Annotated in this window: 25 protein-coding genes; 10 read left to right on the top strand and 15 right to left on the bottom strand. The window is 34.6% G+C overall.

The annotated features are described in order from the left end of the window. Positions 1–177 precede the first annotated feature (177 nt). The 5 genes from AC1B0Z_RS11855 to metG form a co-directional block, all read right to left on the bottom strand. A complete protein-coding gene (locus AC1B0Z_RS11855) occupies positions 178–726 on the bottom strand; it encodes a carboxymuconolactone decarboxylase family protein (RefSeq protein ID WP_483792257.1) in 549 nt (182 codons plus the stop codon). A gap of 159 nt (positions 727–885) precedes the next feature. Beyond that, a complete protein-coding gene (locus AC1B0Z_RS11850; protein ID WP_483792256.1) occupies positions 886–1,062 on the bottom strand; it encodes a hypothetical protein in 177 nt (58 codons plus the stop codon). A gap of 240 nt (positions 1,063–1,302) precedes the next feature. Further along, positions 1,303–2,145, bottom strand: coding sequence for a helix-turn-helix domain-containing protein (locus AC1B0Z_RS11845; protein WP_483792255.1), 843 nt, complete (start codon positions 2,143–2,145; stop codon positions 1,303–1,305). Positions 2,146–2,191: 46 nt separating this feature from the next. Beyond that, a complete protein-coding gene (locus tag AC1B0Z_RS11840; protein ID WP_483792254.1) occupies positions 2,192–3,661 on the bottom strand; it encodes a hypothetical protein in 1,470 nt (489 codons plus the stop codon). Positions 3,662–3,738: 77 nt separating this feature from the next. Next, positions 3,739–5,814 (bottom strand): methionine--tRNA ligase, encoded by a 2,076-nt coding sequence (metG, locus tag AC1B0Z_RS11835; RefSeq protein ID WP_483792253.1) that lies wholly within the window; start codon positions 5,812–5,814, stop codon positions 3,739–3,741. A 280-nt stretch (positions 5,815–6,094) separates the two neighbouring features. On the opposite strand from metG, the gene AC1B0Z_RS11830 reads away from it, so the two are divergent. Both AC1B0Z_RS11830 and AC1B0Z_RS11825 read left to right on the top strand, forming a co-directional pair. Further along, positions 6,095–7,108, top strand: coding sequence for a S66 peptidase family protein (locus AC1B0Z_RS11830; protein ID WP_483795301.1), 1,014 nt, complete (start codon positions 6,095–6,097; stop codon positions 7,106–7,108). A gap of 270 nt (positions 7,109–7,378) precedes the next feature. After that, the gene (locus AC1B0Z_RS11825) at positions 7,379–7,612 is read left to right on the top strand and encodes a hypothetical protein (protein ID WP_483792252.1); all 234 of its coding nucleotides are present in this window, start codon (positions 7,379–7,381) and stop codon (positions 7,610–7,612) included. Positions 7,613–7,806: 194 nt separating this feature from the next. Here the strand turns inward: AC1B0Z_RS11825 and AC1B0Z_RS11820 are convergent, their stop codons facing one another. The 3 genes from AC1B0Z_RS11820 to AC1B0Z_RS11810 all read right to left on the bottom strand — a co-directional run bounded on the left by AC1B0Z_RS11820 (position 7,807) and on the right by AC1B0Z_RS11810 (position 10,397). After that, positions 7,807–8,259 (bottom strand): DUF1569 domain-containing protein, encoded by a 453-nt coding sequence (locus AC1B0Z_RS11820; protein WP_483792251.1) that lies wholly within the window; start codon positions 8,257–8,259, stop codon positions 7,807–7,809. A 121-nt stretch (positions 8,260–8,380) separates the two neighbouring features. Further along, entirely contained in the window at positions 8,381–9,439 is a 1,059-nt protein-coding gene (locus AC1B0Z_RS11815) for an MFS transporter (protein ID WP_483795299.1), read from the bottom strand. 187 nt (positions 9,440–9,626) lie between these two features. Next, positions 9,627–10,397 carry a TerB family tellurite resistance protein gene (locus AC1B0Z_RS11810; protein ID WP_483792250.1) on the bottom strand — a complete coding sequence of 257 codons (771 nt, stop codon included), beginning with the start codon at positions 10,395–10,397 and terminating at the stop codon, positions 9,627–9,629. A gap of 333 nt (positions 10,398–10,730) precedes the next feature. On the opposite strand from AC1B0Z_RS11810, the gene AC1B0Z_RS11805 reads away from it, so the two are divergent. The 8 genes from AC1B0Z_RS11805 to AC1B0Z_RS11770 all read left to right on the top strand — a co-directional run bounded on the left by AC1B0Z_RS11805 (position 10,731) and on the right by AC1B0Z_RS11770 (position 18,822). Further along, entirely contained in the window at positions 10,731–11,141 is a 411-nt protein-coding gene (locus AC1B0Z_RS11805) for a BrxA/BrxB family bacilliredoxin (RefSeq protein ID WP_483792249.1), read from the top strand. A gap of 86 nt (positions 11,142–11,227) precedes the next feature. Beyond that, complete coding sequence (locus AC1B0Z_RS11800; protein WP_483792248.1) at positions 11,228–11,965, top strand: lysophospholipid acyltransferase family protein; 738 nt, start codon at positions 11,228–11,230, stop codon at positions 11,963–11,965. A gap of 12 nt (positions 11,966–11,977) precedes the next feature. After that, a complete protein-coding gene (locus AC1B0Z_RS11795) occupies positions 11,978–12,973 on the top strand; it encodes an acyl-ACP desaturase (RefSeq protein WP_483792247.1) in 996 nt (331 codons plus the stop codon). Positions 12,974–12,979: 6 nt separating this feature from the next. Continuing rightward, entirely contained in the window at positions 12,980–13,636 is a 657-nt protein-coding gene (locus AC1B0Z_RS11790; RefSeq protein ID WP_483792246.1) for an HD domain-containing protein, read from the top strand. Positions 13,637–13,733: 97 nt separating this feature from the next. Continuing rightward, positions 13,734–14,135: a large-conductance mechanosensitive channel protein MscL gene (mscL, locus tag AC1B0Z_RS11785; RefSeq protein WP_483792245.1), complete on the top strand. Its 402-nt coding sequence runs from the start codon at positions 13,734–13,736 to the stop codon at positions 14,133–14,135. Positions 14,136–14,322: 187 nt separating this feature from the next. Further along, positions 14,323–15,312, top strand: a complete 990-nt coding sequence (locus AC1B0Z_RS11780; RefSeq protein ID WP_483792244.1) for an aspartate-semialdehyde dehydrogenase — start codon at positions 14,323–14,325, stop codon at positions 15,310–15,312. Between the two features lie 356 nt (positions 15,313–15,668). Further along, on the top strand, positions 15,669–17,831 hold the full coding sequence (locus tag AC1B0Z_RS11775) for a prolyl oligopeptidase family serine peptidase (protein WP_483792243.1): 2,163 nt from the start codon (positions 15,669–15,671) through the stop codon (positions 17,829–17,831). A 79-nt stretch (positions 17,832–17,910) separates the two neighbouring features. After that, positions 17,911–18,822: an ABC transporter ATP-binding protein gene (locus tag AC1B0Z_RS11770; protein ID WP_483792242.1), complete on the top strand. Its 912-nt coding sequence runs from the start codon at positions 17,911–17,913 to the stop codon at positions 18,820–18,822. On the opposite strand, the gene AC1B0Z_RS11765 is transcribed toward AC1B0Z_RS11770, so the two are convergent. The 7 genes from AC1B0Z_RS11765 to AC1B0Z_RS11735 all read right to left on the bottom strand — a co-directional run bounded on the left by AC1B0Z_RS11765 (position 18,823) and on the right by AC1B0Z_RS11735 (position 25,152). Next, positions 18,823–21,075 (bottom strand): efflux RND transporter permease subunit, encoded by a 2,253-nt coding sequence (locus AC1B0Z_RS11765; protein ID WP_483792241.1) that lies wholly within the window; start codon positions 21,073–21,075, stop codon positions 18,823–18,825. Positions 21,076–21,077: 2 nt separating this feature from the next. Then, the gene (locus AC1B0Z_RS11760; protein WP_483792240.1) at positions 21,078–21,641 is read right to left on the bottom strand and encodes a 4'-phosphopantetheinyl transferase family protein; all 564 of its coding nucleotides are present in this window, start codon (positions 21,639–21,641) and stop codon (positions 21,078–21,080) included. Continuing rightward, positions 21,641–21,892, bottom strand: a complete 252-nt coding sequence (locus AC1B0Z_RS11755) for an acyl carrier protein (protein WP_483792239.1) — start codon at positions 21,890–21,892, stop codon at positions 21,641–21,643. The genes AC1B0Z_RS11760 and AC1B0Z_RS11755 overlap by 1 nt, the downstream gene beginning before the upstream one ends. 86 nt (positions 21,893–21,978) lie before the next feature. Next, complete coding sequence (locus tag AC1B0Z_RS11750) at positions 21,979–23,253, bottom strand: beta-ketoacyl-[acyl-carrier-protein] synthase family protein (protein ID WP_483792238.1); 1,275 nt, start codon at positions 23,251–23,253, stop codon at positions 21,979–21,981. Then, positions 23,250–23,687: a 3-hydroxyacyl-ACP dehydratase FabZ family protein gene (locus AC1B0Z_RS11745; protein ID WP_483792237.1), complete on the bottom strand. Its 438-nt coding sequence runs from the start codon at positions 23,685–23,687 to the stop codon at positions 23,250–23,252. The genes AC1B0Z_RS11750 and AC1B0Z_RS11745 overlap by 4 nt, the downstream gene beginning before the upstream one ends. A 47-nt stretch (positions 23,688–23,734) precedes the next feature. Continuing rightward, the gene (locus AC1B0Z_RS11740) at positions 23,735–24,295 is read right to left on the bottom strand and encodes a transposase (RefSeq protein ID WP_483792236.1); all 561 of its coding nucleotides are present in this window, start codon (positions 24,293–24,295) and stop codon (positions 23,735–23,737) included. A 62-nt stretch (positions 24,296–24,357) separates the two neighbouring features. Further along, complete coding sequence (locus AC1B0Z_RS11735) at positions 24,358–25,152, bottom strand: SDR family oxidoreductase (RefSeq protein WP_483792235.1); 795 nt, start codon at positions 25,150–25,152, stop codon at positions 24,358–24,360. Between the last annotated feature and the right edge of the window lie 83 nt (positions 25,153–25,235).

Here is a 25,235-nt window from a genome sequence, read left to right as displayed (position 1 = left end):
TTTTGTGAACTAAATCTAGTTCAGATTATTGATTATTTATTTTGTTTTAAATTCCGAGGCACTCAACCCTAGATTGGAAATCTGTCGTTTTAAAATAAAAGTCCTTACAGGTGTAAACCTCTCAAAATTCAATTTCTGTATACATAACTATAGCTAAGGCATAAGTGCCTTCTGGTTTTAGACTAATCTTGCTGCTAAAGGTTGTGCTACCGGAAAATCAACAGGTACTTCGGTAGTACTATGTATATAATTTGAAATGGTTTTATCTCCCACTAAAGAAATTACGTCAATTAAGTTTCCTTTGTTATATCCAGCATTAAAAAAGTTTTCTAATACTTCAGCATCTGTTCTTCCTCTGTTTTCTGTCACGTTTTTTGCTAATCGTGCTAATGCATCAAGTCTATTATCAAAAGGCGCTCTACCGGCTCTTAGCTCCAAAATTTGTTCCTCGGTAAATCCATTCATTTTTCCAATTGCCGTGTGAGCAGATAAACAATAAATACAATTGTTTACTTGACTAACCGCTAGGTTTACTACTTCTCTCTCTTTGGCTGATAATGATGTTTTTGCATTAGAAAAGTTTAAATAATTCTCTAAAGCTGTATCACTATATGCGTACGTTGCATATAAGTTAGGCACAAAACCTAAGGCTTTGGTTAAATTATCAAAAATTACCTGATTGTTTTCACTTACTTCTTCTCTTGTTGATACATTAAATGTGCTCATTGTTTTAAATTTTATTTATCCTGTCTCGATAACTATCGGGATTGTTTCAGGAACTTATTATTAATTACTTTTTGTTATTATAAATCGATGGTACAAAGGTGCGATAGTTGTAAAGGTTACACCATGACAGCGCTTCCTTATAGCATGTCAATTTTTCCCCTATACGTTTTGTATTATTGTTTTCGTTTCTACATATGGGTTCTCGGCATCACAATAGTAATCGTGCATATGCTTTTGCTCACAATGTGTTTTTGGAGAAATTGTATTTACAATACTTTTTCTTTTTCCCTTAAATATTTCAATTAAATTGAAAATAGATATGTGTTTTAAATTCATGACTTTGTTGTTTTAATTATACAGTGCAAAGATGAATCAAAAGGGAGTACAAGAAAATGATGAGATCGCCCTAAGTGTTGTCAATTTTTCCCTAAACAACTAATTCTTTCCTTAATGAGGGTGAGGGAGGTTTTATTAACCTCTATTTGGAAACACCCCTAAGAGCTCCGCTCAGTATTTTCAACGAAAATATATTTTCGTCTTGATAATCCTCAAGGGAAAACTACTCAAAAGTAAAGTCTAAGAAACTTTTATAAGCTGTTTTTTGAAGTCTGAAGGTGATAAGGTAGTATGTTTTTTAAATAATCGGCTTAAATGCGATGCATCGTCAAAACCAATATCATAAGCTATTTCTTTGGCAGTTTTATCCGTGTAAATCAATAAACGCTTCGCTTCAAGAATAACACGCTCATGAATTATTTGTAGCGGACTAGTATTTAGTTTCGCGAAGTTATTGGATAAGGTTTTAGGGGATTTAAAGAGTTTATCTGCATAAAAAGAAACACTATGCTCTGTTTTAAAGTGCGTCTCTACCAACATATTAAAATCTCGCAATAAATCTATCTTAGTGTTTGTTGCCGTTTCAGTAAATCCTTCTTTAGCTTTTAGTAAACGTGTACTTATTATAATAAAACGCGCCATAAGCATCCTTAGCATTTCCGCTTGTATGGTGTCTTTGGTTTCTAGTTCGTCTAAAAACACCTCGTGTAAAATATCTAGTTTTCGTTGTTCTTTGCTATCTAATTCTATAATTGGGATATGAACATTTCCAAAAAATAGCAAGCCTGCACAACTCACTTCTTGGTCGTGGTCTTTAATACAATAAAACTCTCTGTTGAATTGGTACACCACCAAACCTTTCCCAGAAACAAACTGAAAATACTGCGCCACCGTCAACGCCAAAATACTATTGGGCGCAATACTATATGGAACACTATCTACAATAATTTCAGCTTTGGAAGTAGTGGTTCTAATAAAAGTGTATAACTCTGGTTGTTTTGAAGAGTTGAAGGATTCAAGCAATTCCTCGTTGCCTATTTTAAGAACGGCGTTAGTTGAAAACTCTGTGAATGTGTTTTGCATGCAGTTTAAGTCGACAATGGATAGAAAATATTACAGCTCTAAATAGTTAATTAGAAAAAAACACTAAATGATAGTTTCTGTCATTTTTATCTATGTAGCCAAAATATAATTTATCGGAATGCCAAAATAAATTTTCTAATCTTATGTTAGACTCATTGCTGTCTTCAAAAGTCTTAATTTTATCAAACACATTATCAGGAACCTCGCCATTAATATGGTTAAAGTAACCATCAAACACACAATCAATACGAACAGTTTTTGTTGATGTATAACTGCTATAAGCAAAAAATGTTGGGTTAAAGCTTACACCTACTGGTCCATAACCTCCCATGGGTATTCCTCCAAAACCTCCCATAGGCATACCAGCTCCCCCACGTTGTATTTCTTTCTTACTCCCTAATGTTATTGTATATGTATTATCATTAGTATAAGCAGCAATCCCAATATCTCCCGCAGATATTTTCCTTAAAAATTTACTCGTAGCTTCCATTTCGCGCGTTTTTCTTCCAGCAATTAAAGCAGGTCCTTCTTGGATAATTGGCGTATTTTTAAATGTAATAGAATCTTCCTTTTTTAATTGAATTTCTTTTACTATTTCCTTTGAATCTAAATCTTTAATTGTAAATTTCATTGAAGCCGCAGAAGACTTTATTTGAAATATCTTATCATCGTATATATAAGAGTTATGATTGAGAAAAGATGTTTTATTATCTAGCATAGGTTTTGCTATTCTCAATTCTTTTACTTCAAAAGTCTCCGGTGAAATGTATACAATTTTTGTATCAACTGAACTGTTATCAAATGTAAGTACAAATTTGTCATCAATTATATAAAACTTATTAGGCTTGGATGTAGTTTCAATGGCATTAGGTATTTTGTTGTCCATTTTAACTAAAGACCCAGAATTAAAACCTTTTGAAACCAAAAGATTATATGCTTTTTGTATTGCATTATTCTTTGTTGACTCTATGAAGTCTAGAGACAATGTCTTCTTATCAGAAAACTTTCCGTCAATAAAACGATAGAAATTAACACTGTTTGTATTTCTTGTTGCCGTAATTAAATAAAATTTTCCTTTATGAGAGATACTTTCAACGTAAGCTTCTTTTTTTAATTTAAAATCTAGCGCTATGGATTGACTTTTACCTGAATTAAAATCAAAATTGATAATGCCAAACTTTTTTTCATTTTTGAAAGAAAAGAAGAGGGTATAACTGTTGTTGTCGTTAATTTGATGACCTATAAAATTGCTGAAGGTACGAGGTAATTTCTCTAATTTAAGTTCAGATAAAAAAACTAAATCTTCGTTAAGCAAAAGTACCCTACAATAATCTACGTCTTCAATAAAAAGAACCAATTCTCCTGTATTTTCATTAGAAATAGCTAAAGATTCCTTACCGTCATAGAAAGTAGATTTATAATTTATTGGCAAATTTAAAACTACTTCTTGAGCAACTACTTTTACAATAAAAAATAATACTAAAAATGATAAAATGCTAAGATGCTTCTTGTTCATAATAAAAGTTTAAGTTTTGGTAATAATCAAAAATAAGAAACTTATTATGCACCTTCCTAGTTTTATAAGCGACACTGCTAGCTTATAATAAATCCATTACCAACACTTTGCGTTTTATCATCATCAGGATTCACAAACACCAATTTGCCTTCAGGAGTTTCGGTCATTAAAATCATACCTTGGCTTTCCACACCTCTTAACGCTCTCGGAGCCAAATTCACCAAAACAGTAACGCGCTTTCCAATAACCTCCTCAGCTGAAAAACTTTCAGCAATACCAGAAACAATGGTTCTTGTATCAATACCTGTATCTACTTTCAGTTTTAATAATTTCTTAGTTTTTGGCATTTTTTCGGCTTCCAAAATGGTCCCTACTCTAATGTCTAATTTTGTGAAGTCTTCAAAAGTGATAGTGTCTTTTTGGGGTTCAACCGTTTTGTTCGCTGCTTCGTTGGCTTTTTTGCTTGCTTCCAGTTTGTCTAATTGCGCCTGTATTGTTTTATCTTCTATTTTAGAAAACAGCAATTCTGCTTTTCCTATTTGGTGGCCTGCTGGGAGCAATACTTCTTTAGTTGGAATGTCATTCCAAGTGGATTCCGCATCAAGCGCGGAATGACAAAGGATATTTTTTAGTTTCTCCGAAGTAAATGGCAAAAACGGTTCGCTCAGAGTGGCTAAAGCAGAAGCTATTTGAAGCGCCACATACATAATAGTTTTGGTACGTGCTTCATCTTCTTTAATCACTTTCCAGGGTTCGGCATCTGCCAAATATTTGTTTCCCAAACGGGCTAAATTCATTAATTCCTGACCTGCTTCTCTAAAACGGTAGCGCTCAATAGAACTTGCAATAACGTCTGGATACGCTTTTACGGCAGCTAAAGTTTCTTCATCTTCTATTTCAAAATTAGAAGGCTCTGGCACAATACCATCATAATACTTATTGGTTAACACCACCACACGGTTGATAAAATTCCCGAAAATAGCGACTAACTCATTATTATTCCTTGCTTGAAAATCTTTCCAAGTAAAATCGTTATCCTTAGTTTCAGGTGCATTCGCATTTAAGGCATAGCGCAACACATCCTGCTGTCCAGGGAAATCCTCTAAATATTCATGCAACCACACTGCCCAATTTTTTGAAGTAGATAGCTTATTGCCTTCTAAATTTAAAAACTCGTTTGCTGGCACATTATCCGGTAAAATATAACTGCCTTCGGCCTTCAACATTGCTGGGAAAATTATGCAATGGAACACAATATTATCTTTTCCTATAAAATGAACAAGTTTAGTATCGTTGGCTTTCCAATAAGGCTCCCAATCTTTACCCTCTCTTGCTGCCCATTCTTTAGTAGATGAAATATATCCTATAGGCGCATCAAACCAGACATACAATACTTTACCTTCGCCTCCTTCGGCAGGCACAGGAATTCCCCAATTTAAATCCCGGGTTACCGCTCGAGGACGCAAACCATCGTCAATCCATGATTTACATTGGCCATAAACATTAGGTTTCCAATCTTTTTTATGACCTTCAAGAATCCATTCTTTTAAAAAAGCTTCGTGTTTATCTAAAGGTAAAAACCAGTGCTTCGTTTTCTTTAAAGTAGGCACATTTCCTGTAATTGCCGATTTTGGATTTATTAAATCGGTTGCATTATGACTGGTTCCGCAGTTTTCACATTGGTCGCCATAACTTTCTTCATTTCCACATTTAGGACATGTACCAATTACGAAACGATCTGCTAAAAACTGATTTGCTTCTTCGTCATACAGTTGTTCTGTTGTCTCTTCTAAAAATTCACCCTTAGCATCTAAAGTTTTAAAAAAATCTGATGCCGTTTCATGATGAATGGGTGCTGAAGTTCTTGAGTAATTATCATAAGTAATACCAAAATCCTTAAACGATTTTTTAATAATCGCATGATACTTATCTACAACATCCTGAGGAGAGACACCTTCATTTTTGGCCTTAATAGTAATTGGCACACCATGTTCATCGCTCCCGCCAATAAACGCCACATCGTTTCCTGTTAAGCGGAGGTAACGTGCATAAATATCTGCAGGTACGTACACACCTGCCATATGCCCAATATGTATTGGGCCGTTTGTGTAAGGTAAGGCAGTTGTAATGGTATATCGTTTCGGTTTGTTCATTTTAATACTTTTATTGTCAGATCTAGCGCAGTCGAGATCTTTGTTTTACTTCCGTACTTAAAACCTCTCGACTGCGCTCGAGAGGACATGCGTTTGAAAGTAATTTTGAAGCCGTAAAAGTACACATTTTAAGGGCTTATTAGAAAAAAATTATAGTAGTTTCAAAACACTCGCCTTATGAAACCCCATCCAAAGACAGGATTAGTTCAACTTACAATTTCAACTTCTCCCTAAACGCGAGTTGCGATTGAGTTTCGCTAAAAAAATGTACATTTACACTATGCAGAAAAACCTACTGATATTACCCCTGTTTTGCGCTTTTTTTTTCCTCGGAATAAATTCACTTATATCACAAAACATAATAACTGATAAACCAAGCATCACTTTGAAACAACCACCATATTTAAAAGCCGGAGATACGGTTACTATTGTAGCTCCTGCAGGAATTTTAAAAAATCGAGAGGGAGAAATCAATAAGGCAAAACTATTGCTTAAAAATTGGGGGCTACATGTCGTAGTTGGCAAACATCTGTTTAAGCAAGGGCGCCATTTCGCTGGTACTGATGATGAGCGTTGTGAAGATTTTCAAAACGCTTTAGACGATCCATCAATCAGTGCTATTTGGTGTGCTCGTGGGGGATATGGCAGCGTTAGAATCTTGGATAAATTAGATTGGACAAAATTTAAAAGTAATCCTAAATGGATTATCGGATACTCCGACATTACTGCTATTCATAATGAACTGCACAATTTGGGATTTCAGTCTCTGCACGCTATGCTGTGCACTAGCTTACAAGATGATGCTGAAACTATAAAAGAAACCATCGCAACATTTAAAAAAGCGATTTTTGGAAATGCTTTGGGTTATACTTTAGAAGGCTCCAAATACAATCGACCAGGTACTACCTCTGCACCACTGGTTGGAGGAAACTTAACAATTCTGCATACCATGTTAGGGTCAAAAACTAGTATTGACACCTCTGGAAAAATCTTATTTATTGAAGAAATAGGCGAATACAAATATCATATTGACCGTATGCTACAAAGTTTAAAACGGGCTGGCTATTTTGAGAACTGTAAAGGTGTTATTATTGGGGATATGACAAAAATAAAACGTAATACAACACCATGGGGCTCCTCTATTGAGCAACTGATTTTAGATGTCCTTTCAGAGTATAACTTCCCAATCGCTTTCAATATGAAAGCTGGCCACGAAAAAGATAACCGTGCTCTAGTTTTAGGGAAAATCATCACTTTAGAAGTTAGCAAAGCGTCTAGTAAAATTACGTTTTAAGTGATGTAATATTTCTCAAAAGCTACATGTTTTTACCGCAATTACTAAAAACGTAATATTATTCTTATTTTTTTAGCTGCCACACACGATTTTACAGCTTAGTATTGTAAAATCATCCATTTTTATCATGATTTTTATCGAATAAAACTGTTTTTCATAGAGAGAGAAGGTAGTTGAACGTTTAATACCATAAAGTCAACTATTAATTTTAAAATTTAGTGATATCTGCTGTAACTTGTATAAAAATTTAAACCCTAAAAGGTCCCAATTATGAAAAAAATATTACTCGCAAGTGCAATGGTTTTATTGTCCGTCAGTGTAAATGCTGAAGATATTATAAACAACAATTTAAACCTTAACAACCCAGATGTTAGAAAATGCTTATTAGAAGCTTCTAAACAAGACGGTTGGGAATTAAAATCAGTTTACATGAATACCAATGATAAACTGGTAATGATTTTTGATAAAGGTGATACAACTAAAATCTACAACAGTAGCAACTAATAATTATCAACAACAATCCCTCACAACCAACTAACTCTCATTTAGTTGGTTTTTTTTATTAGTAAAACTCAATTTATAGAAGCCTTAAGGCGAACTATACATTGTAAGTTTTACTAATCCCGCTGAAAAGCGGGATCTAATTTTAGTTAAATACCTTATTTTTTCTGAGGTGTTTAACTAAAAACATTACATAATTATACCCCAAACTGACTTAAATGATGGTCTAAATGTTTGTAAAACATGTTGTTCCATTCTTGTTTTGTTAATTTTCCAAAAGAGTGCGATTCTCTTCCATTAAAGTAATCAGCACCCAATTTCTGTGTTTTAACTAAGTAATCTACCAATCGTTTTTTCTCTGCTTCAAAATTTTTGGCATCTGTAATTAAAAACTGTGGAGCCGTTCTGCCATTGCGTTTATAAGGCGTGTCATTAACAACTGTATTTTTTACAAATAGTTTTAGCATAAATTTTGTAAACCCATTTGGCTTTTTATGTTTATCCTCAAACGCCATTTCGTAGGTCACGTTGCAATGTGCCAACATTTGATCTACACTCATTTTTCCCCATACTGGTTGAGTTGAAGGCTTTAATTTATTGATTCTTTCAATTATTTCTTGGGTAACTTTAGTTTCAAATATGTTTTTCATGATTTTAGATTGATGTTTTTTACAATCTAAAAGTAAGTATTAATATTATTTTGAAGGTAATACTTAAGGTGACTGCATTTATGGATGCGAATTATATTCACAAATAAATTCAAATTCGTATTTATGACAAGAATTCCTCTGTCTCTTTAGATAAGTAGATGCTATCACCTCTTTTTGATACCAAGGATAAAACATAAGCAAGAACACAAAATACTGAAAGAATAAAAGCACTAATTCCGAAAATCATATTAGAATCCATTTCAATACCAAGCTCCGCTATAAGACCAGAAACTTTATTAAATAAAAAAGAAGGTATAGTAACCAGCGCTAGCATGATTGCCAAATATTTAGGATTACTAAACCTAGTTGTAATAGAAAAAAGGATTGGAGAAATAAGCATTTCGCCCAAGGCAAGAAGAAAAGAAGAAATCAAAAACAATATTAAACTAAAAGAATTTAAGCTGTCTGGAATGAACAGCAAAATAACAAATGATATCGCAGAAGAAATTAACCCTAAAAACAATTTAAAAAATGAGTTTGTATAAATATATGACCAAATAAAAGCTAAAATTGAGATTATAATAATTCCGAAATATGAACTAAAACCGCCACCTAAATATACTTTAGGAATAATACTTATTCGATTAAAAACTTTTTCTTGTATACTATAAATATGAAAGTAGCTGTTATCGTAAATCATCCAAAAAATCGCCGATATTATTATTACAGAAATCACATATAAGAGCCTCTTAACTAAGACAACACTTTTATAGCTTATTAGTGAATACTCCTGATTTTTATTTGTAAAAAAAACTAAGATAGTAGCAAAAACCACTGATACTCCAGCTATCAAAAATCCGTACTTAAAATCTATCCCTCCGATATAACCAATAGCTAAAACACCTAAAAAAGACCCAAGATTAATTCCCACAAACAAAGATGTAAATCCGGCATCTAATAATTTCGGTTTATTTAAATATTGCTTACCAAATTGGGCAAGAGTGTTTGAAGTGAATAGACCAGAACCTAACAAAATTAATCCCATACCCATATATAATGAGGACAATGATTGAATACATAATGTAAAGCAACCTATAGCTTGTAAAAAACCACCAATAATTATTATTCGTTTGTTGGCTACAAATAAATCTCCTAGAAGCGCTCCTAAAATTTTTGCTATAAATAAAAATACTTAAACCACCCATAAACAGCTAAAGCCTCTGTATTAGACATTTTTAATGTTTCTCCGACCATGTACAGGATAAGAATTGATCTAATACCGTAGTAAGATGCTCTTTCAAAAAAATATGCAAATGCATAAATTATTGATGATCTAGAATGTATTATATCTTTAGCAATACTATGCATTAAAACCGCAACTCCTTCTGCAACTGCTCATAAGCTTCTTGTACTTGCCTAAACTTTTCCTCAGCACCTTCCTGATGTTCTTTTCCTAAGTGAATTACACGATCTGGGTGGTATTTTTTTGCCATTTTGCGGTATGCGCGTTTTATTTCGTCTACTGTGGCATCCTTATCAATCTCTAAAATTTTATACGCATTATCCTTACTGTTGTAAAACATAGCCTTAATGCTCGTATAATCTTTAGAACTAATACCTAAATAGCCTGCTATGGTATAAATTTGACGCTCTTCGTCTTTGGTAACCGTTCCATCGGCTTTTGCAATTCCAAATAAAAAATGGATGAGCTGTAAACGTGATGGATGATCCATCATAGACTTAATTTGCAAGCAAACCGGCCTTACTGAAACATTCTGCTTGCTAATACCTTTAAACAGTTTAAATGCATGATTTGCACGTTGCTTCCCATACATGTTTACAAACTGTTGGCGTACATAATCCAACTCTCGCTGGTCTTGTTTACCATCTGCCTTAATAACAACGGAAGCCAGAACCAACAAACTCACTTCAAAATCTCCTGATTGCGTTTGTGGCCGCTGTCTTGGTTGGGTTCTATAAGTTCGTCTTCCCTTAGTAGAATGTCGTTCTCCAAGCAATGGCTGACCATTATCTGCCAATGAATCAATTACACTACCAATGGCCAACCCAATTATTGCGCCTATAGGACCGCCAAAAGACCATCCTAAAGCACCTCCTATCCATTTTGAAAAACTCATTTATATTTCTAAATTTTATTATCAATCAAATATACTATTGTTAGTTGAAAAATTTCGCGTTTTGTTACGCAAGCCGTAATTATTTGAGATGATAATTTCTTTCACAAATTTTCTTTTACTATCTAAATAACCAAATCTTACCCAGCGTTAAGGATAGTAGCGGCATCCTTTTTGGCATGGAGGCTGAGGTTCTTGAAGTCTCCATACCAAAAAGATATAGCGGATAGCCTGACCTTATAACGCCATAAGCGTTTTAAGGGAACGCCCTAATAAATTTTGCCTGTTTTTTAATTAACTTTGTAGTATATAAATTTTAATATAAAAGATAAAAATATGTATCCAGCAGAATTAGTAAAACCAATGCGTGAGGATTTGACCAATGTTGGTTTCGAAGAATTACAAACCGCCGAGGCTGTTGATGCTGCATTAGCAAAAGAAGGCACTACACTAATTGTAGTAAACTCTGTTTGTGGATGTGCTGCTGCAAATGCAAGACCTGGTGCAAAAATGAGTTTACAAAACGCAAAAAAACCTGATAATGTTGCGACAGTATTTGCCGGTGTTGATAGAGAAGCAGTTGATAAGGCAAGAGAGCACATGATTCCTTTTCCACCAAGTTCGCCATGTATGGCATTGTTTAAAAACGGCGAATTGGTGCATATGTTAGAGCGCCATCATATTGAAGGAAGACCTGCAGAATTAATCGCAGAAAACTTAATGGATGCTTACAACGAGCATTGTTAATTTAAGACAGAATTAAAGTTATAAAAAACCGCGATATTATCGTGGTTTTTTTATGTCCTTATCCCATATTACACTAATTTTGGTGCATGCAGAAATTGCTTTCATATCCCATATCGGTAATTTACTACTTGTTTTTTGGATTAACATTGGTTGTTTTTCATCCCATACAGTGGGTTTGCTTTAATCTTTTTGGTTATCAAGCCCATAAATTAAGTGTAGATGCGCTTCAATTTTGTTTAATGCGATGCGCTAACATTTTGGGTACACGTTTTTCATTTAAAAACCCTCATAGTATACCTACTGATAAGCCTTTAATTATCGTTGCAAACCACCAAAGTTTATACGATATCTCGCCTATTATGTGGTTTATGCGCAAACACCACACAAAGTTTATAAGCAAAATTGAATTAGGTAAAGGCATCCCCAGTGTGTCTTATAATTTACGCCATGGGGGCTCTGTATTAATCGATAGGAAAAACCCAAGACAGTCTCTACCGGCAATTACCAAGTTTGGGGAGTATATTGAAAATACAAAAAGAGCCGCAGTAATCTTTCCTGAAGGCACCAGAAGTAAAAATGGTACACCAAAACCTTTTCAAACTAAGGGGCTGGAAATGCTGTTTAAAAAAATCCCATCTGCTGTAATCGTGCCAATTAGCATTAATAACTCATGGAAAATGCAGCGTTACGGTATGTTCCCCATGGGGTTGGGTACTCATATTAAATTTACAGTACATAAGCCTTTAGAATTAGCTACCTTTGCTGATAAGCAGAAGCTGATAAAACATGTTGAAAGCACAATTAAAGCCCATATTCACCCTTAAATATATAGATTAATGTCGTTGAAAAATGTAAGATTAGAGGTTATGCAATTCATAGAAAAAGATGTTGCTAGCCTTATGGAAAAATATTTAATTCCTATTGAAAAGATATGGCAACCTACGGACTTTTTGCCCAATTCTGAGTCAGATACATTTTTCGAGGAGATTCAAGAAATTCAAGAACTAGCAAAAGAACTACCCTATGATTTCTGGGTGGTTTTAGTTGGGGATATGATTACTGAAGAAGCACTGCCAACTTACGAATCGTGGTTAATGGATGTTGAAGGCGTAAACCAAGTTGAAAACGGCGGCAATAGTTGGAGTAAATGGGTAAAGCATTGGACTGGTGAGGAAAACAGACATGGCGATGTACTTAATAAATATCTATATCTCTCTGGACGCGTAAACATGAAAGAAATTGAAAAAACCACGCAGTATTTAATTGCTGATGGTTTTGATATTGGTACAGACCGAGACCCCTATAAAAACTTTGTGTATACAAGTTTTCAAGAATTAGCCACATATGTATCTCACAACCGAGTAGCAAAAATTGCTAAGAAAAAAGGTAACAAGCGTTTGGCAAAAATGTGCCAAATAATTTCTGGAGACGAAATGCGTCATCACCATGCATATTCTGAGTTTGTAGAACGTATTTTTAAGGTAGACCCAAGCCAAATGATGATGGCTTTTCATTATATGATGAAGCAAAAAATTACCATGCCAGCTCATTTTTTAAGAGAATCTGGAGGAAAGATCAGTTCCGCTTTCGAAGAATTTTCAAATACGGCACAACGTATAGGTGTTTACACATCAACGGATTATGTAGACATTTTACAAAAACTAATTGAGCGCTGGCAGATTGATAAAATTACCAACCTGACTGAAGAGGCCGAAAAAGCACGCGATTACTTAATGAAATTGCCCTCTAGGATGTACCGATTGTCTGAGCGCATGAAGGTTCCTGAAAACTCTTATGAGTTTAAGTGGGTGACGCCAGCTGTAGTTAAATAATTCTGAATGACACCAGAAGCCATCATACACGAAACAATAGTTTTTGTAAAAAAAACGCTGCAGGATGCAGAAGGCGGCCATGATTGGTTTCATATAGAACGAGTTTATAAAAACAGTTTGTTAATTGCTAAACATGAACCTGTGGATACTTTTGTTGTGTCTTTGGGTGCATTACTCCACGATATTGCAGATAGTAAATTCCATAATGGTGATGAGACTATAGGACCTAAAATAGCACGGGAGTTTTTATTTAAATTGAATGTAGACTCAACTGCAATTGAACATATAATTGCAATTATTGAAAATATTTCGTTTAAGTCAAGTCTAGATGATAACCAGAAGTTTCGGTCTAAAGAACTGGATGTAGTACAAGATGCGGACAGGTTAGATGCCATAGGTGCAATAGGTATTGCAAGAACCTTTAATTATGGTGGTTTTAAAAATAGAGCCATTTACAATCCAGATATTAAGCCTAATTTAAAAATGACTAAAGCTGAATATAAAACCTCTACAGCGCCTACAATAAATCATTTTTATGAAAAACTACTGCTGCTTAAGGATAAGATGAAAACCAAAACTGGAAAGAAACTTGCGGAAAATCGACATCATTTTATGCAATTGTATCTAGATCAATTTTATGCTGAATGGAAAGGCATATCGTAAAAAGACTAATTATAAAACTTTTTATTAGCAATTAACTTTTGTTAATGTTTTGCTTTTTTTATTACATTAGCTACTCACTAACTAATAATTTTTAAATATGTTAAAAGAATTCAAAGAATTTGCAATGAAGGGCAACCTTGTAGACATTGCAGTTGGTTTTGTAATGGGTGCTGCTTTTAATAAAGTAGTTGCGTCGTTTACTGGTGGTATAGTTTCTCCACTTATTGGTTTGTTGTTCGATACGGACTTCAAAGATTTAAAATATAAATTGAAAGATGGTACATTAAATGACGCAGGTGAAATGGTGGGAGAAGTTTATTTAGAGCATGGGCAATTTATTACAAACGTGCTTGACTTTATTATTGTGGCATTTGTAATGTTTATGGTTGTTAAAGGTGTGAACAAAATGAAGAAAAAAGAAGAGCCAGCACCAGAAGCACCAGCAGGACCAACACAAGAGGAATTACTAATGGAAATTAGAGACGCTCTTAAAAAATAACAATGTGTTAATTAAATAACAATCTGTTATTTCTTGTTAAAAAGCCCTTGTTTTATTGAAATGAGGGCTTTTTTTATACCAACAATTGTAATTAATACTTAGTTTTGCCAACTCATTTGGTAATAAAAACCAAAGGTTTAATGTTTATTAAATACGTTTAAAAAAGTATTTCACAAATAACAAAAAAATGAAAGTAGCTGTAGTTGGTGCCACTGGAATGGTAGGCGAAGTGATGTTAAGAGTTCTTGCAGAACGCAATTTTCCTGTAACGGAATTAATCCCTGTAGCGTCTGAACGCTCAGTGGGTAAGACTATTGAATATAAAGGCAAACCATATACCGTAGTTGGTTTAGAAACTGCTGTTGCAATGCAACCTGATATTGCTTTGTTTTCAGCAGGTGGTGGCACCTCTTTAGAATGGGCACCTAAATTTGCTGAAGCTGGTACAACCGTGGTGGATAATTCATCCGCTTGGAGAATGGATCCTACAAAAAAACTGGTGGTTCCTGAAATTAATTCCAGCGAATTGACACGTGAGGATAAAATTATAGCCAACCCTAACTGCTCTACAATTCAATTAGTAATGGCATTAAACCCGTTACACAAAAAATATAAAATGAAACGTGTAGTAGTTTCTACATACCAGTCTGTTTCGGGTACTGGTGTGAAAGCGGTGCGTCAATTAGAAAATGAAATTGCTGGTGTAGAAGGCGAAATGGCCTATCCTTACCCAATTGGTAGAAATGCATTACCGCATTGTGATGTGTTTGAAGATAACGGTTACACCAAAGAAGAAATGAAATTGGCTAGAGAACCGCAAAAAATTATGAACGATAGAACCTTTTCTGTATCCGCTACAGCGGTAAGAATCCCAACAGCTGGAGGACACTCTGAATCGGTTAACGTAGAGTTTGAAAATGATTTTGATTTAGCCGATATCCGTAAGATTTTACATGAAACGCCTGGCGTAGTTGTACAAGACAATACTGATACCAATACTTACCCAATGCCAATTTTTGCTCATGAAAAAGACGAGGTGTTTGTCGGGCGTATTCGTCGTGACGAAACACAACCAAACACCTTAAACATGTGGATAGTTGCCGATAATTTACGTAAAGGTGCTGCTACTAACACTGTGCAAATTGCAGAGTATTTAGTTGATAATAATTTAGTATAAATAACCCCTGTTTTGGTTTTAAAAGCTTCTATTTTTAAGAGCTTTTTTGCTTTGTAAAAGATACTTAATGCCTTAAGTTATAAACTGCTTTTGGCAAATACCACTTCTTAGGGATTGTGATTCGAGTACCTCAGCAACCAAAGTGGTAGCTTTTGCCGAGGCACGCATCGAGGCAAAACTTTTAACCCTTCGACTGCGCTCAGGATAAACTCCAAGTCTAACCCACCTGTACTTAGCTCGTCGAAGTGTTGTGGGTAACCTGCCTGCCGGCAGGCAGGCGCCAAAAAAACATTAACAATAACTAAACAGTTTATATGTTACAAATCGGCTATTTTTACACAAATTATAGCGAGATTATGAAAAAACTAATAGTAACTGCGCTCGTTTTTTCTGTAATTATGAGTTGCAAAGAGAACAAAGACAAAATAAAAATTGTAGTGACTTACCCAGAGACCAAAACCGTTGATACCGTTGATACTTATTTTGGGGTTGAAGTGAAAGACCCATACCGATGGCTGGAGGATGATAGAAGTGCCGAGACCGAGGCTTGGGTAAAAACACAGAACGAAACAACGTTTGGGTATTTGGATAACATACCGTTTCGTGAAGATTTAAAGGAGCGTTTATCGAAACTTTGGAATTACGAAAAGGTTGGGGCGCCATTTGTAGAAGGCGATTACACGTATTTTTATAAAAATGATGGGTTGCAAAATCAATATGTGATTTATCGACATAAAACTGGCGAAGACCCAAGTACAGCAACAGTGTTTTTAGACCCCAATACCTTTTCTGAAGATGGTACAGTTTCTTTAGGAAACTTAAGCTTTTCCAAGAATGGTAAGATTGCTGCATATTCTATTTCTGAATGTGGTAGCGATTGGCGCAAGATTTTGATTATGGATGTTGAAAGCAGGAACATTGTTGAAGATACTCTGATGGATATTAAATTCAGCGGCATGTCGTGGTATAAAAATGAAGGGTTTTACTATTCTAGTTATGATAAGCCAAAAGGTAGTGAGCTCTCCGCTAAAACAGATCAGCATAAAATCTACTACCATAAGTTAGGTACACCTCAAAAAAATGATAAACTCATCTTTGGAGGAACGCCAGAGGAAAAACACCGCTATATTTATGGCACAGTTACCGAGGATGACCGCTATTTAGTTATTTCACCTAAAGTCTCTACATCAGGAAACAAACTCTACATCAAAGATTTAACGAAACCCAATAGTAAGTTAACTACTATTTTAGACCATACCGACAGTGATACTTACATAATTGACAATGTGGGAAGCAAACTGTTTTTAGTTACCAATTTAAATGCGCCTAATAAAAAGATTGTATCCGTTGATGCTACAAACCCTACGCCTGATAATTGGGTGGATGTAATTCCAGAAACGGAACATGTATTATCGCCTTCAACTAGTGGTACCTATTTTATAACTGAATACATGGTAGATGCTATTTCTAAAGTGCTACAATACGATTACAATGGAAAATTAATTAGAGAAATTAAACTCCCTGGCGTAGGTAATGCGAATGGTTTTGGCGCTAAAAAAGAGGAGAAGGTAGACTATTATTCATTCACAAATTATAACACCCCAAGCAGTATTTACAAGTATGATATAGAAACAGGAACATCAGAATTATATTGGAAACCACCTATTGCATTTAATAGTGAAGATTATGAAAGCAACCAAGTGTTTTATACTTCAAAAGATGGTACCAAAGTGCCAATGATAATTACTCATAAAAAAGGGTTAGAACTGAATGGAAAAAACCCAACTATTCTTTATGGTTACGGTGGATTTAATATTAGTTTGAATCCTTCTTTCAGCATTACAAATGCTGTTTGGATGGAACAAGGCGGTATTTTTGCTGTACCAAACCTTCGTGGTGGTGGAGAATATGGTAAAAAATGGCACATTGCAGGCACTAAATTGCAAAAGCAAAATGTGTTTGACGATTTTATTGCCGCTGGTGAATATTTAATTGAAAACAATTACACATCTTCAGATTATTTGGCGCTTAGAGGTGGCTCAAATGGTGGACTATTGGTTGGTGCTGTAATGACGCAGCGTCCAGATTTAGCTAAAGTAGCGCTGCCTGCTGTTGGTGTTCTAGATATGTTGCGTTACCACACATTTACGGCTGGCGCAGGTTGGGCTTATGATTACGGAACTGCAGAAGACAACAAAGAAATGTTTGAGTATTTGAAAGGGTATTCGCCTGTCCATAACGTGAAAGAAGGTGTGGAATATCCAGCTACATTAGTGACTACTGGAGACCATGATGATCGTGTTGTGCCTGCACATAGTTTTAAGTTTGCGGCAGAATTACAAAGCAAACAAACGGGGGATAACCCAACATTAATTCGTATTGAAACGGATGCAGGTCATGGCGCAGGAACACCAGTAAGTAAAACCATTGAACAATACGCTGATATTTTTGGGTTTACACTTTACAATATGGGTTTTGAAACCTTACCAAATAAAGCGAATGAAAAACTTAAAGGGTAGTTTCAAATTGTAATTGGTATATACACTATTTTTGGACCTGCAAGACAATAAAACACTTGCAGGTCTTATTTTTTGATTCATGTTAAAGGTAAAACATCTCAATTTCTCTTACGCCAAAACACCCGTTTTAAAAGACATTTCTTTTAAAGCGGAGCAAGGTGAAAACGTTGCCATAATTGGAGAAAGCGGTTCGGGCAAAAGTACGTTACTTAAATTATTGTACGGAGAGTATGATTTGAATGATGGTCAAATTTTTTGGAAAGACACAGAAGTTTTAGGCCCTAAATACAACCTTGTTGTTGGGTACGATTTTATGAAATACGTCGCCCAAGAATTTGATTTGATGCCTTTTACTACTGTTGAAGAAAACATAGCAAAACACTTATCTAGATTTTTCCCAGAGGAAGCTCAACAACGCGTAGATGAATTAATTAAAGTAGTACAGCTTCAAGCCTTTGCTAAACGAAAAGTAAAAACCTTAAGTGGCGGACAAAAACAACGTGTTGCATTGGCAAGAGCCTTAGCAAAAGCGCCAGAAATTTTATTGTTAGACGAACCCTTTAGCCATATTGATAATTTTAAAAAACAAAGTTTAAGGCGTAGCGTGTTTAAATATCTAAAAGAAAAAAACGTCACTTGTATTGTGGCTACTCACGATAAAGAAGATGTGCTTGGGTTTGCCAATCGTATGATTGTTCTACATGATAACGCTATTGTTGCAAATGCGCAACCAAAGCAACTTTTTAAAAACCCAAAATCACCCTTAATTGCTGCGTTTTTTGGAGAATTTAATGAGATTAATGGTGAGATTATTTATGCGCATCAGCTAAAAGTAACAGATACATCTCAACTAAAATTTATCGTAAAACATTCTTATTTTAGAGGTTATTTTTATCTAATTGCCGCAGAGTTTAATGGTGATACTATTTTCTTTGAGCACAACACCTCGCTTAAAAAAGAAACCATTGTGTATTTAAAAATTGAGACCTAATTAGGTGTCAAACTGCTTTAATAGTGCTGGTAGATAAAAAATATCGGTAATTAAAGCTATAGCTACAGTTACCGCACACAACGCGCCAAAATCTCCAACCGAAGGTGTTGCACTAGAGGCTATAATTAAAAAACCACCCACTAAAGCAATGGTAGTAGATAGTAATGCGCCACCTGTATAATGCATGGCGTTGTTCATTCGTTGTTCTGGTGTGCCTTGTACGTGTTTGCTTTTTCGGTATTTATGTACGAGGTGAATGGTATCGTCCATGGCTATTCCTAACATTATGGGTGTAATCATAGCGGTTGAAACATCTAGCGGAATATCCAATATACTCATAAAAATAGCTAAAATAGCGAGCGGTAATATATTTGGAATTAACACCAAAATTGTAGTTCGTAAGCTTTTTATAAAAATCCATAAACATAAAAAGGCTACAAAAAAAGCAGCGAAAAAGGATTTAAATTGCGTTTCTAAAATAAAGGTGTTCAGTTGCGAAAATACCACTGCAAAACCGTTTATCTTCAAATTAAAATCGGCCGTATCAAAAGTATCTTCAAATGCTATTTTTATATCATTTAGCACTTGCTCAAGCTCAGAGGTTCGCATTTCCATTAAGGTTAATGTAAATCCGGCACTAGATAAATCTTCAGAAAATAATTTAAAAAAACTATTTTCAGTAGCATCAACATTAGCTAACGTATGTTTTAGTTTGTCTTCAGAAATAGAAGATTGAAACAAAACAGGAGTCCGTTTTTCTAAAAACGATTTAATAGTAACTACAGAAACAGGAGAAGCAATCAGCGGATTGTTTTCTAATTTTTCATGAAAAATTTCTAGTTTTTTTAAGGCCTCTTTATTTACAATAACAGCGCCATTGGCGGTTGAAATATTTAGCTGTAATCTATTACTTCCGCCAAGTTCTACCTCTACCGTTCTTAGGTCGTCTTTTGCTTGTCCTTCTGCTAATAAATCACGCGAATTAGTATCAATTTTCACTTGAAAAATAGAATAAATACCAAACATTAAAACCAAAGTAAAAACGGTAATAATAGAAGTTTTATAAGCAGATGTAAACCCATTGAGCCATTCAATAAATTTAGTTTGAGATATGCTCTTAAGACTAAAAATTGGTTTTGCTGTTTCAAAATTCAAATTCATAAAACTAAAACCAATAATGGTAATAACGTAAACTAGAATAAAACTTAAAACCAAACCTATGCAGGTAAAAACACCCATATTTTTAAACGCAGGAAGTGGTGATATATAAAGTGCAAAATAGCCAACAAACGTTGTTAACGTAGTGTAAAAACAAGGTGTTAAACTTCTGCGTATGGCAACGGTAATCAAGTCAACTTTTGAAATGGATGCATTTATTAAACCTTCTTTGTGATAAATATTGATGATATGTACGGCGTCACTCACACTATAAACCATAAGAATGGTTGGTATAAGCATAGAAATCATATTTAAGGCAAACCCTAAGGATGCAATTAAACCAAATAGCAAACTAACAGGAATAGCAACTGATAGTAACGCGATTATTAAATAGCGTTTGCTTGGAAGTAGAAACAACAATAAAATTGTGATGACCAAAACGGTTAATATTCCAAAAGTTAAACTCTCCTTATAAATACCTTTGCTATACGCTTCATTTAGTACTGGTGGCCCTGTGAGGTAGTAATTTGAGTAAGATTTATCTATAATACTCCTAATCTCTACAGCAATATCCTGTCGCTTTTCCTCAATGGTTGGCGTAGGTTTCATTTGTATGTAGAAAAACTGATGCTTATAGTCTTTTGTGACTAATTGAGAGGTAATGTTTGGTAATTTTGAAAACAGACTTTTTAAGCCTTTTTCGCTACGTTTAGGATTGTATAAATCATCAAAATTTATGGTTTCGTTAGCGTAAATAGGGTATTTGGCTTTTGCTAAACTAAATGTGGTTTTTACATAAGGCAAGGCTTCTATATTCTTGTGTAATTGCTTTAACGCGGCAACATCTGGTTCACTAATGGCATTTTCTACAGGAAGCATGGCGATAAAAATCTCGTCTGACCCAAAATTTTCCTGAAAATCAATATAGGCTTTATAGCTTGGATCGTCTTCTAAAAACCAAATGCCTAATGAATTGTCTACACTAAGTTTATTAAGGGTTTGATGGCCAGCCAATGCCATTAAAATTGCAAATACTACAATAATTGCAATTCTAAATTTTACAATAAACTGTACAATGCGTTTAAGATTTTTCATAATTAAGAGATAGCAAAGGCACCATAACACCCATGGTGTGTTATACTTAAAGGCACTGTTTTAAATGGTAATTGTAAACTAGGTACGCCGTATTTTGAGCTTAAAATTTTCATGTTTTCTGTTGAAATATTAAACCTATCAGTACCTGCTTCAATCAAGACTTTTCTAATGGTTTCACTTTGTTTCTGCGAGTTCCTATTATCAAATTTAATGACTTTTGAAGTCATATATCCAAGATTTAGTCGTGCTTCAGAAATAATATAGTCAGACGTTATTTGTGTAGTAACATAACATGTAAAGGTTTTAAACTTTACGATGCCAAAGTCTTTTGTCATAGAACACGCAAACCCCTTTGGATTATAAAATTTACTTGGGTATAGTTGCGTGTATAATTTATAGGCAGCTTCTTTCATGCTCCATAAGTGCCAAACTTTTAGAAACGGATTTGGAGCATTTTGGATGCATTTTTGTTCTTCTTCAGTAAATAATTTTTCTAAAAATCGAGGACGTTGCCAATTAGATGCGTGTTTTGCTTCGCTTATATCAACAATGTCGTTACCAACCATTAGGCGTTTAACTTGGTATTTACTATAACCATTGCAGATTTTACATCTAGCATTTTTTCCATATCCTCGTTTTCTAAACGAATATCAAATTCATCTTCAATATCAAGAATAATATCTACCAAGTTTGCAGAATTTATTTTTAAATCCTTAACAAAATCGGTGTCTTCAGATAGATTTTCAAAAGCAGCTTCATCTTGAATATAAGGTTTGATGATTGTTTTTAATTTGGGAATTAATACTTCGTTTTCCATAATAACTTTTTGTTATGCTAAGTTAAGAAACACTTCTTAATAAGACCTCACAGGTTTTAGAAACCTGTGAGGTCTTGACTATTAATTTAATCGCTAAACTTTTTAAATACAACGCAAGCATTTACATCTCCAAAACCAAAACTGGCCTTAATTATCGTATTAAAAGCTAGTTCTATTTTTTGTTGCGGTATTTTTTCTGAAGGAATTAAAACTTCGATATCAGGATGCAAATCCTCACAATTTCGATTAGGTGCTATAAATTGTGCTTTGAGTTGAATAACGCTTGCTACGCATTCTATCGCGCCTGCCGCTGCTAAACAGTGTCCTACCAAAGATTTTGTTGCATTTATATAAGGGAAATCTTTGCCTGTTCTATTTAAAGCTTTCGCCCAATTTTCAATTTCTAATCCGTCTTTTGAAGTTGCTGTTAAATGTCCATTAATCACATCAATTGCGTTAGCATCTACTCCAGAGTTTTCAATAGCTTTGGTAATACAACGTTTTACAGCTTCTGGGTTTGGTGCTGTAAGCGTACCTCCCTGCCGTTGTCCGCCAGAATTAACTTCACCACCTAAAACTTCAGCGTAAATTGTTGCACCACGTTCTAGAGCACTTTCTAAAGACTCTAATACTAAAGCGCCCGCGCCGCTTCCTGGTACAAACCCTGATGCTGACGCACTCATAGGTCGAGACCCTTGTTCTGGGTTTTCATTATGTTTGTAAGTCATAACACGCATGGCATCAAAACCGCCCCAAACGTAAGGCCCACGATCGCTGCAACTACCTACCAACATGCGTTTTGCTTTGCCATGTTGTATACGTTCAAAGCCCATGAGTACAGCTTCGGTGCCTGTGCTACAAGCCGAAGAATTTGTAGTGACTTGATTGCCTAAACCCAACATACCGCTTAAATAAGCACTTACACCACTAGTCATGGTTTGCAATACTACAGTACTACCTAATCTGCGTACATTACCTTTATCTAAATTGTAAATGGCTTCTCTAAACTTCTCTACACCCGAAGTGCCTGTGCCAAAAATTAGGCCTGTATCTACGTCTAATTCACTTTCAATATTTGCCTCAAAACCTGCGTCTTTCCAAGCATCAATTCCCGCAACACAACCGTATAAAATTCCTGAGCTATTAAAACCTCGTAACTGTAAATCTGTGAAATATTTTGATTTTAAATCTTCTGAAATATCAGGTATACCTCCTATCTGACATGAGAAATTTAAATCTTTTAGTTCCTGATGAAATGTGATACCTGATTTACCTGTTTTTAAGGCTTTAGTAAATTCTGGAACACCAACCCCATTTGGTGCAACTACGCCCAATCCCGTAATAACGACTCTGTTTTTCATGCTTTTAACATTCCTGAAATTAATCCTTTAGCTACCAATTCACCTTTTGAGTTTAGCATCTTCACCTTGCATTTTAACTTATAAAATCTAAAGACTTGTTTTTCTGAAATTACCGTTACTTTTTCCTCGGGAAGCACAGGCCTATAAAAATCCATTTGGTGTGATGTTAAAGCAATTTTCGGATTTGTAGATTTGTTCAATTCGTCTTTTAGCAAATAAATACCCAAACATACCAAACCTATTTGCGCCATACATTCTGTTAATATCACTCCCGGTGTTATCGGATTATTTTTAAAATGACCTTCGTAAAATGATTCGTTTTTTTTGAAGGTGTAGTGTCCGGTTACGCCTTCTTGAGAAATTGTATTAATACCATCCACAAACAAAAATGGTTTTTGATAGGGTAATAGTGTTATGATTTGTTTTGTATTCATAAGAGTAAGAGACCTCACAGGTTTTTGAAACCTGTGAGGTATTAAATTTATTCTAGTGTTATTAAGTTATTAATGACTGTTTGTTTAAATTGATGTGTATATATAAAATTGGCTTTATCTTCAAACAATCTCAAAACATAGTCGCGCAATAATTTTGTTTCCTTGTTAGACAACATAGCTTTATAAGAAGAATGTTTATACGTTTCAAAACCCTTAACAAATTCATGATGTACAGGGTTTGTATGGATGTAAACTATTAGATTTTTAAGATACACTTCATCCTCTATTCGTATTCTAGAAAATCTATCTTTAAATAAACTGCCTGTTCTGTTATAAGCTTTATTTATAGATTTTGAATAGGCGTTAAATAGGTTTGAAAAGGATTGGGATATTTTTTTTGCTTCTATTTTTTCCTTAGTCTTAATTAATAAGTGAAAGTGATTTTTTAATAAGCAATATGCTAGAATAAAACAGACACCACTAATATGTTTATCCATCAAAGTTAGAAAATAAGCATAGTTTTTTTCTTGGATAAAAATATTTTCTTTATTATTTCCACAATTGTAAATATGAAAATATGAATCGGGTAAGAGTACTTCGTATTTCATTTCTAATAAAATTTAGACCTCACAGGCTTTTGAAACCTGTGAGGTCTTATCAAAACGTATTTTTAACTCAAATGTTCCCCGCCATCCACAGGAATAATAGTGCCTGTAATCCAAGAAGCTTCATCTTTACTTAATAAATACACCGCATTGGCTACATCTTCAGGAAGCGTTAAACGTTTATTCGGATTTCTAATTAAACTGTGCTTAATTATGTTATCGCTCCCTGGAAGCATACGTAGCGACGATGTGTCTGTAACCCCAGCTTGAATACAATTGGCTTTTATACCATAAGGCGCAAACTCTAAAGCTATATTTCTGGTAATGGCTTCCAGCGTAACTTTTGCAGCCGAAACCGCTGCATAATTTTGCCATGCTTTGGTATTGCCTTCACTTGTAAAACTTATAATTCGGGCATCGTCGGCAAATAATTGGGCTTCGAAAAGCGCTTTCGTCCAGTCGTATAAACTAATACCCATAGCGTTTATGGTTAAAGCAAAATCATCGTGTTTTAAAACTTGTGCTTCTTCTGAAATCATGGGTTTTAAATTGCCTTTAGCTACGCTATGTACAAGCGTTTTAATGCTGCCTTGGTTGCCTAATTCCAATTTTAATGTATCGATTATAGCATCACGTTTTTCAGGCTTAAAAGCATCGGTATTAAACGCTTTAAACTGAATATTTTCCTGTCTTATAGTATCAAACGCTGCTTGAATTTCGGCTTCCTGCATACGCGGATTGCGGTGTACAATACAAATATTTAACCCGTGTTTTGCTAGCTTTATTGCAGTGGCTAAACCTAGGCCACTACTGCCGCCTAAAATTAACGCCCATTGGTTTTTATTTTGAAATTCTTTCATCTTGTAAACTATAAAAATCTAATTTCTATGACCTCACTGGTTTCCAAAACCTAAGAGATTTATTTAACAATTAAGATACTACA

This window comes from Hyunsoonleella sp. J2K-J805 (assembly GCF_057167125.1).
Note: the sequence above shows the minus strand (reverse complement) of the source record. Positions and strands in the feature narration are given on the sequence as shown.

Coding starts and splice junctions, on each gene's coding strand:
- AC1B0Z_RS11855 (WP_483792257.1), bottom strand. CDS start 726: ATGAGCACATTTAATGTATCAACAAGAGAAGAAGTAAGTGAAAACAAT.
- AC1B0Z_RS11850 (WP_483792256.1), bottom strand. CDS start 1,062: ATGAATTTAAAACACATATCTATTTTCAATTTAATTGAAATATTTAAG.
- AC1B0Z_RS11845 (WP_483792255.1), bottom strand. CDS start 2,145: ATGCAAAACACATTCACAGAGTTTTCAACTAACGCCGTTCTTAAAATA.
- AC1B0Z_RS11840 (WP_483792254.1), bottom strand. CDS start 3,661: ATGAACAAGAAGCATCTTAGCATTTTATCATTTTTAGTATTATTTTTT.
- metG (WP_483792253.1), bottom strand. CDS start 5,814: ATGAACAAACCGAAACGATATACCATTACAACTGCCTTACCTTACACA.
- AC1B0Z_RS11830 (WP_483795301.1), top strand. CDS start 6,095: ATGCAGAAAAACCTACTGATATTACCCCTGTTTTGCGCTTTTTTTTTC.
- AC1B0Z_RS11825 (WP_483792252.1), top strand. CDS start 7,379: ATGAAAAAAATATTACTCGCAAGTGCAATGGTTTTATTGTCCGTCAGT.
- AC1B0Z_RS11820 (WP_483792251.1), bottom strand. CDS start 8,259: ATGAAAAACATATTTGAAACTAAAGTTACCCAAGAAATAATTGAAAGA.
- AC1B0Z_RS11810 (WP_483792250.1), bottom strand. CDS start 10,397: ATGAGTTTTTCAAAATGGATAGGAGGTGCTTTAGGATGGTCTTTTGGC.
- AC1B0Z_RS11805 (WP_483792249.1), top strand. CDS start 10,731: ATGTATCCAGCAGAATTAGTAAAACCAATGCGTGAGGATTTGACCAAT.
- AC1B0Z_RS11800 (WP_483792248.1), top strand. CDS start 11,228: ATGCAGAAATTGCTTTCATATCCCATATCGGTAATTTACTACTTGTTT.
- AC1B0Z_RS11795 (WP_483792247.1), top strand. CDS start 11,978: ATGTCGTTGAAAAATGTAAGATTAGAGGTTATGCAATTCATAGAAAAA.
- AC1B0Z_RS11790 (WP_483792246.1), top strand. CDS start 12,980: ATGACACCAGAAGCCATCATACACGAAACAATAGTTTTTGTAAAAAAA.
- mscL (WP_483792245.1), top strand. CDS start 13,734: ATGTTAAAAGAATTCAAAGAATTTGCAATGAAGGGCAACCTTGTAGAC.
- AC1B0Z_RS11780 (WP_483792244.1), top strand. CDS start 14,323: ATGAAAGTAGCTGTAGTTGGTGCCACTGGAATGGTAGGCGAAGTGATG.
- AC1B0Z_RS11775 (WP_483792243.1), top strand. CDS start 15,669: ATGAAAAAACTAATAGTAACTGCGCTCGTTTTTTCTGTAATTATGAGT.
- AC1B0Z_RS11770 (WP_483792242.1), top strand. CDS start 17,911: ATGTTAAAGGTAAAACATCTCAATTTCTCTTACGCCAAAACACCCGTT.
- AC1B0Z_RS11765 (WP_483792241.1), bottom strand. CDS start 21,075: ATGAAAAATCTTAAACGCATTGTACAGTTTATTGTAAAATTTAGAATT.
- AC1B0Z_RS11760 (WP_483792240.1), bottom strand. CDS start 21,641: ATGGTTGGTAACGACATTGTTGATATAAGCGAAGCAAAACACGCATCT.
- AC1B0Z_RS11755 (WP_483792239.1), bottom strand. CDS start 21,892: ATGGAAAACGAAGTATTAATTCCCAAATTAAAAACAATCATCAAACCT.
- AC1B0Z_RS11750 (WP_483792238.1), bottom strand. CDS start 23,253: ATGAAAAACAGAGTCGTTATTACGGGATTGGGCGTAGTTGCACCAAAT.
- AC1B0Z_RS11745 (WP_483792237.1), bottom strand. CDS start 23,687: ATGAATACAAAACAAATCATAACACTATTACCCTATCAAAAACCATTT.
- AC1B0Z_RS11740 (WP_483792236.1), bottom strand. CDS start 24,295: ATGAAATACGAAGTACTCTTACCCGATTCATATTTTCATATTTACAAT.
- AC1B0Z_RS11735 (WP_483792235.1), bottom strand. CDS start 25,152: ATGAAAGAATTTCAAAATAAAAACCAATGGGCGTTAATTTTAGGCGGC.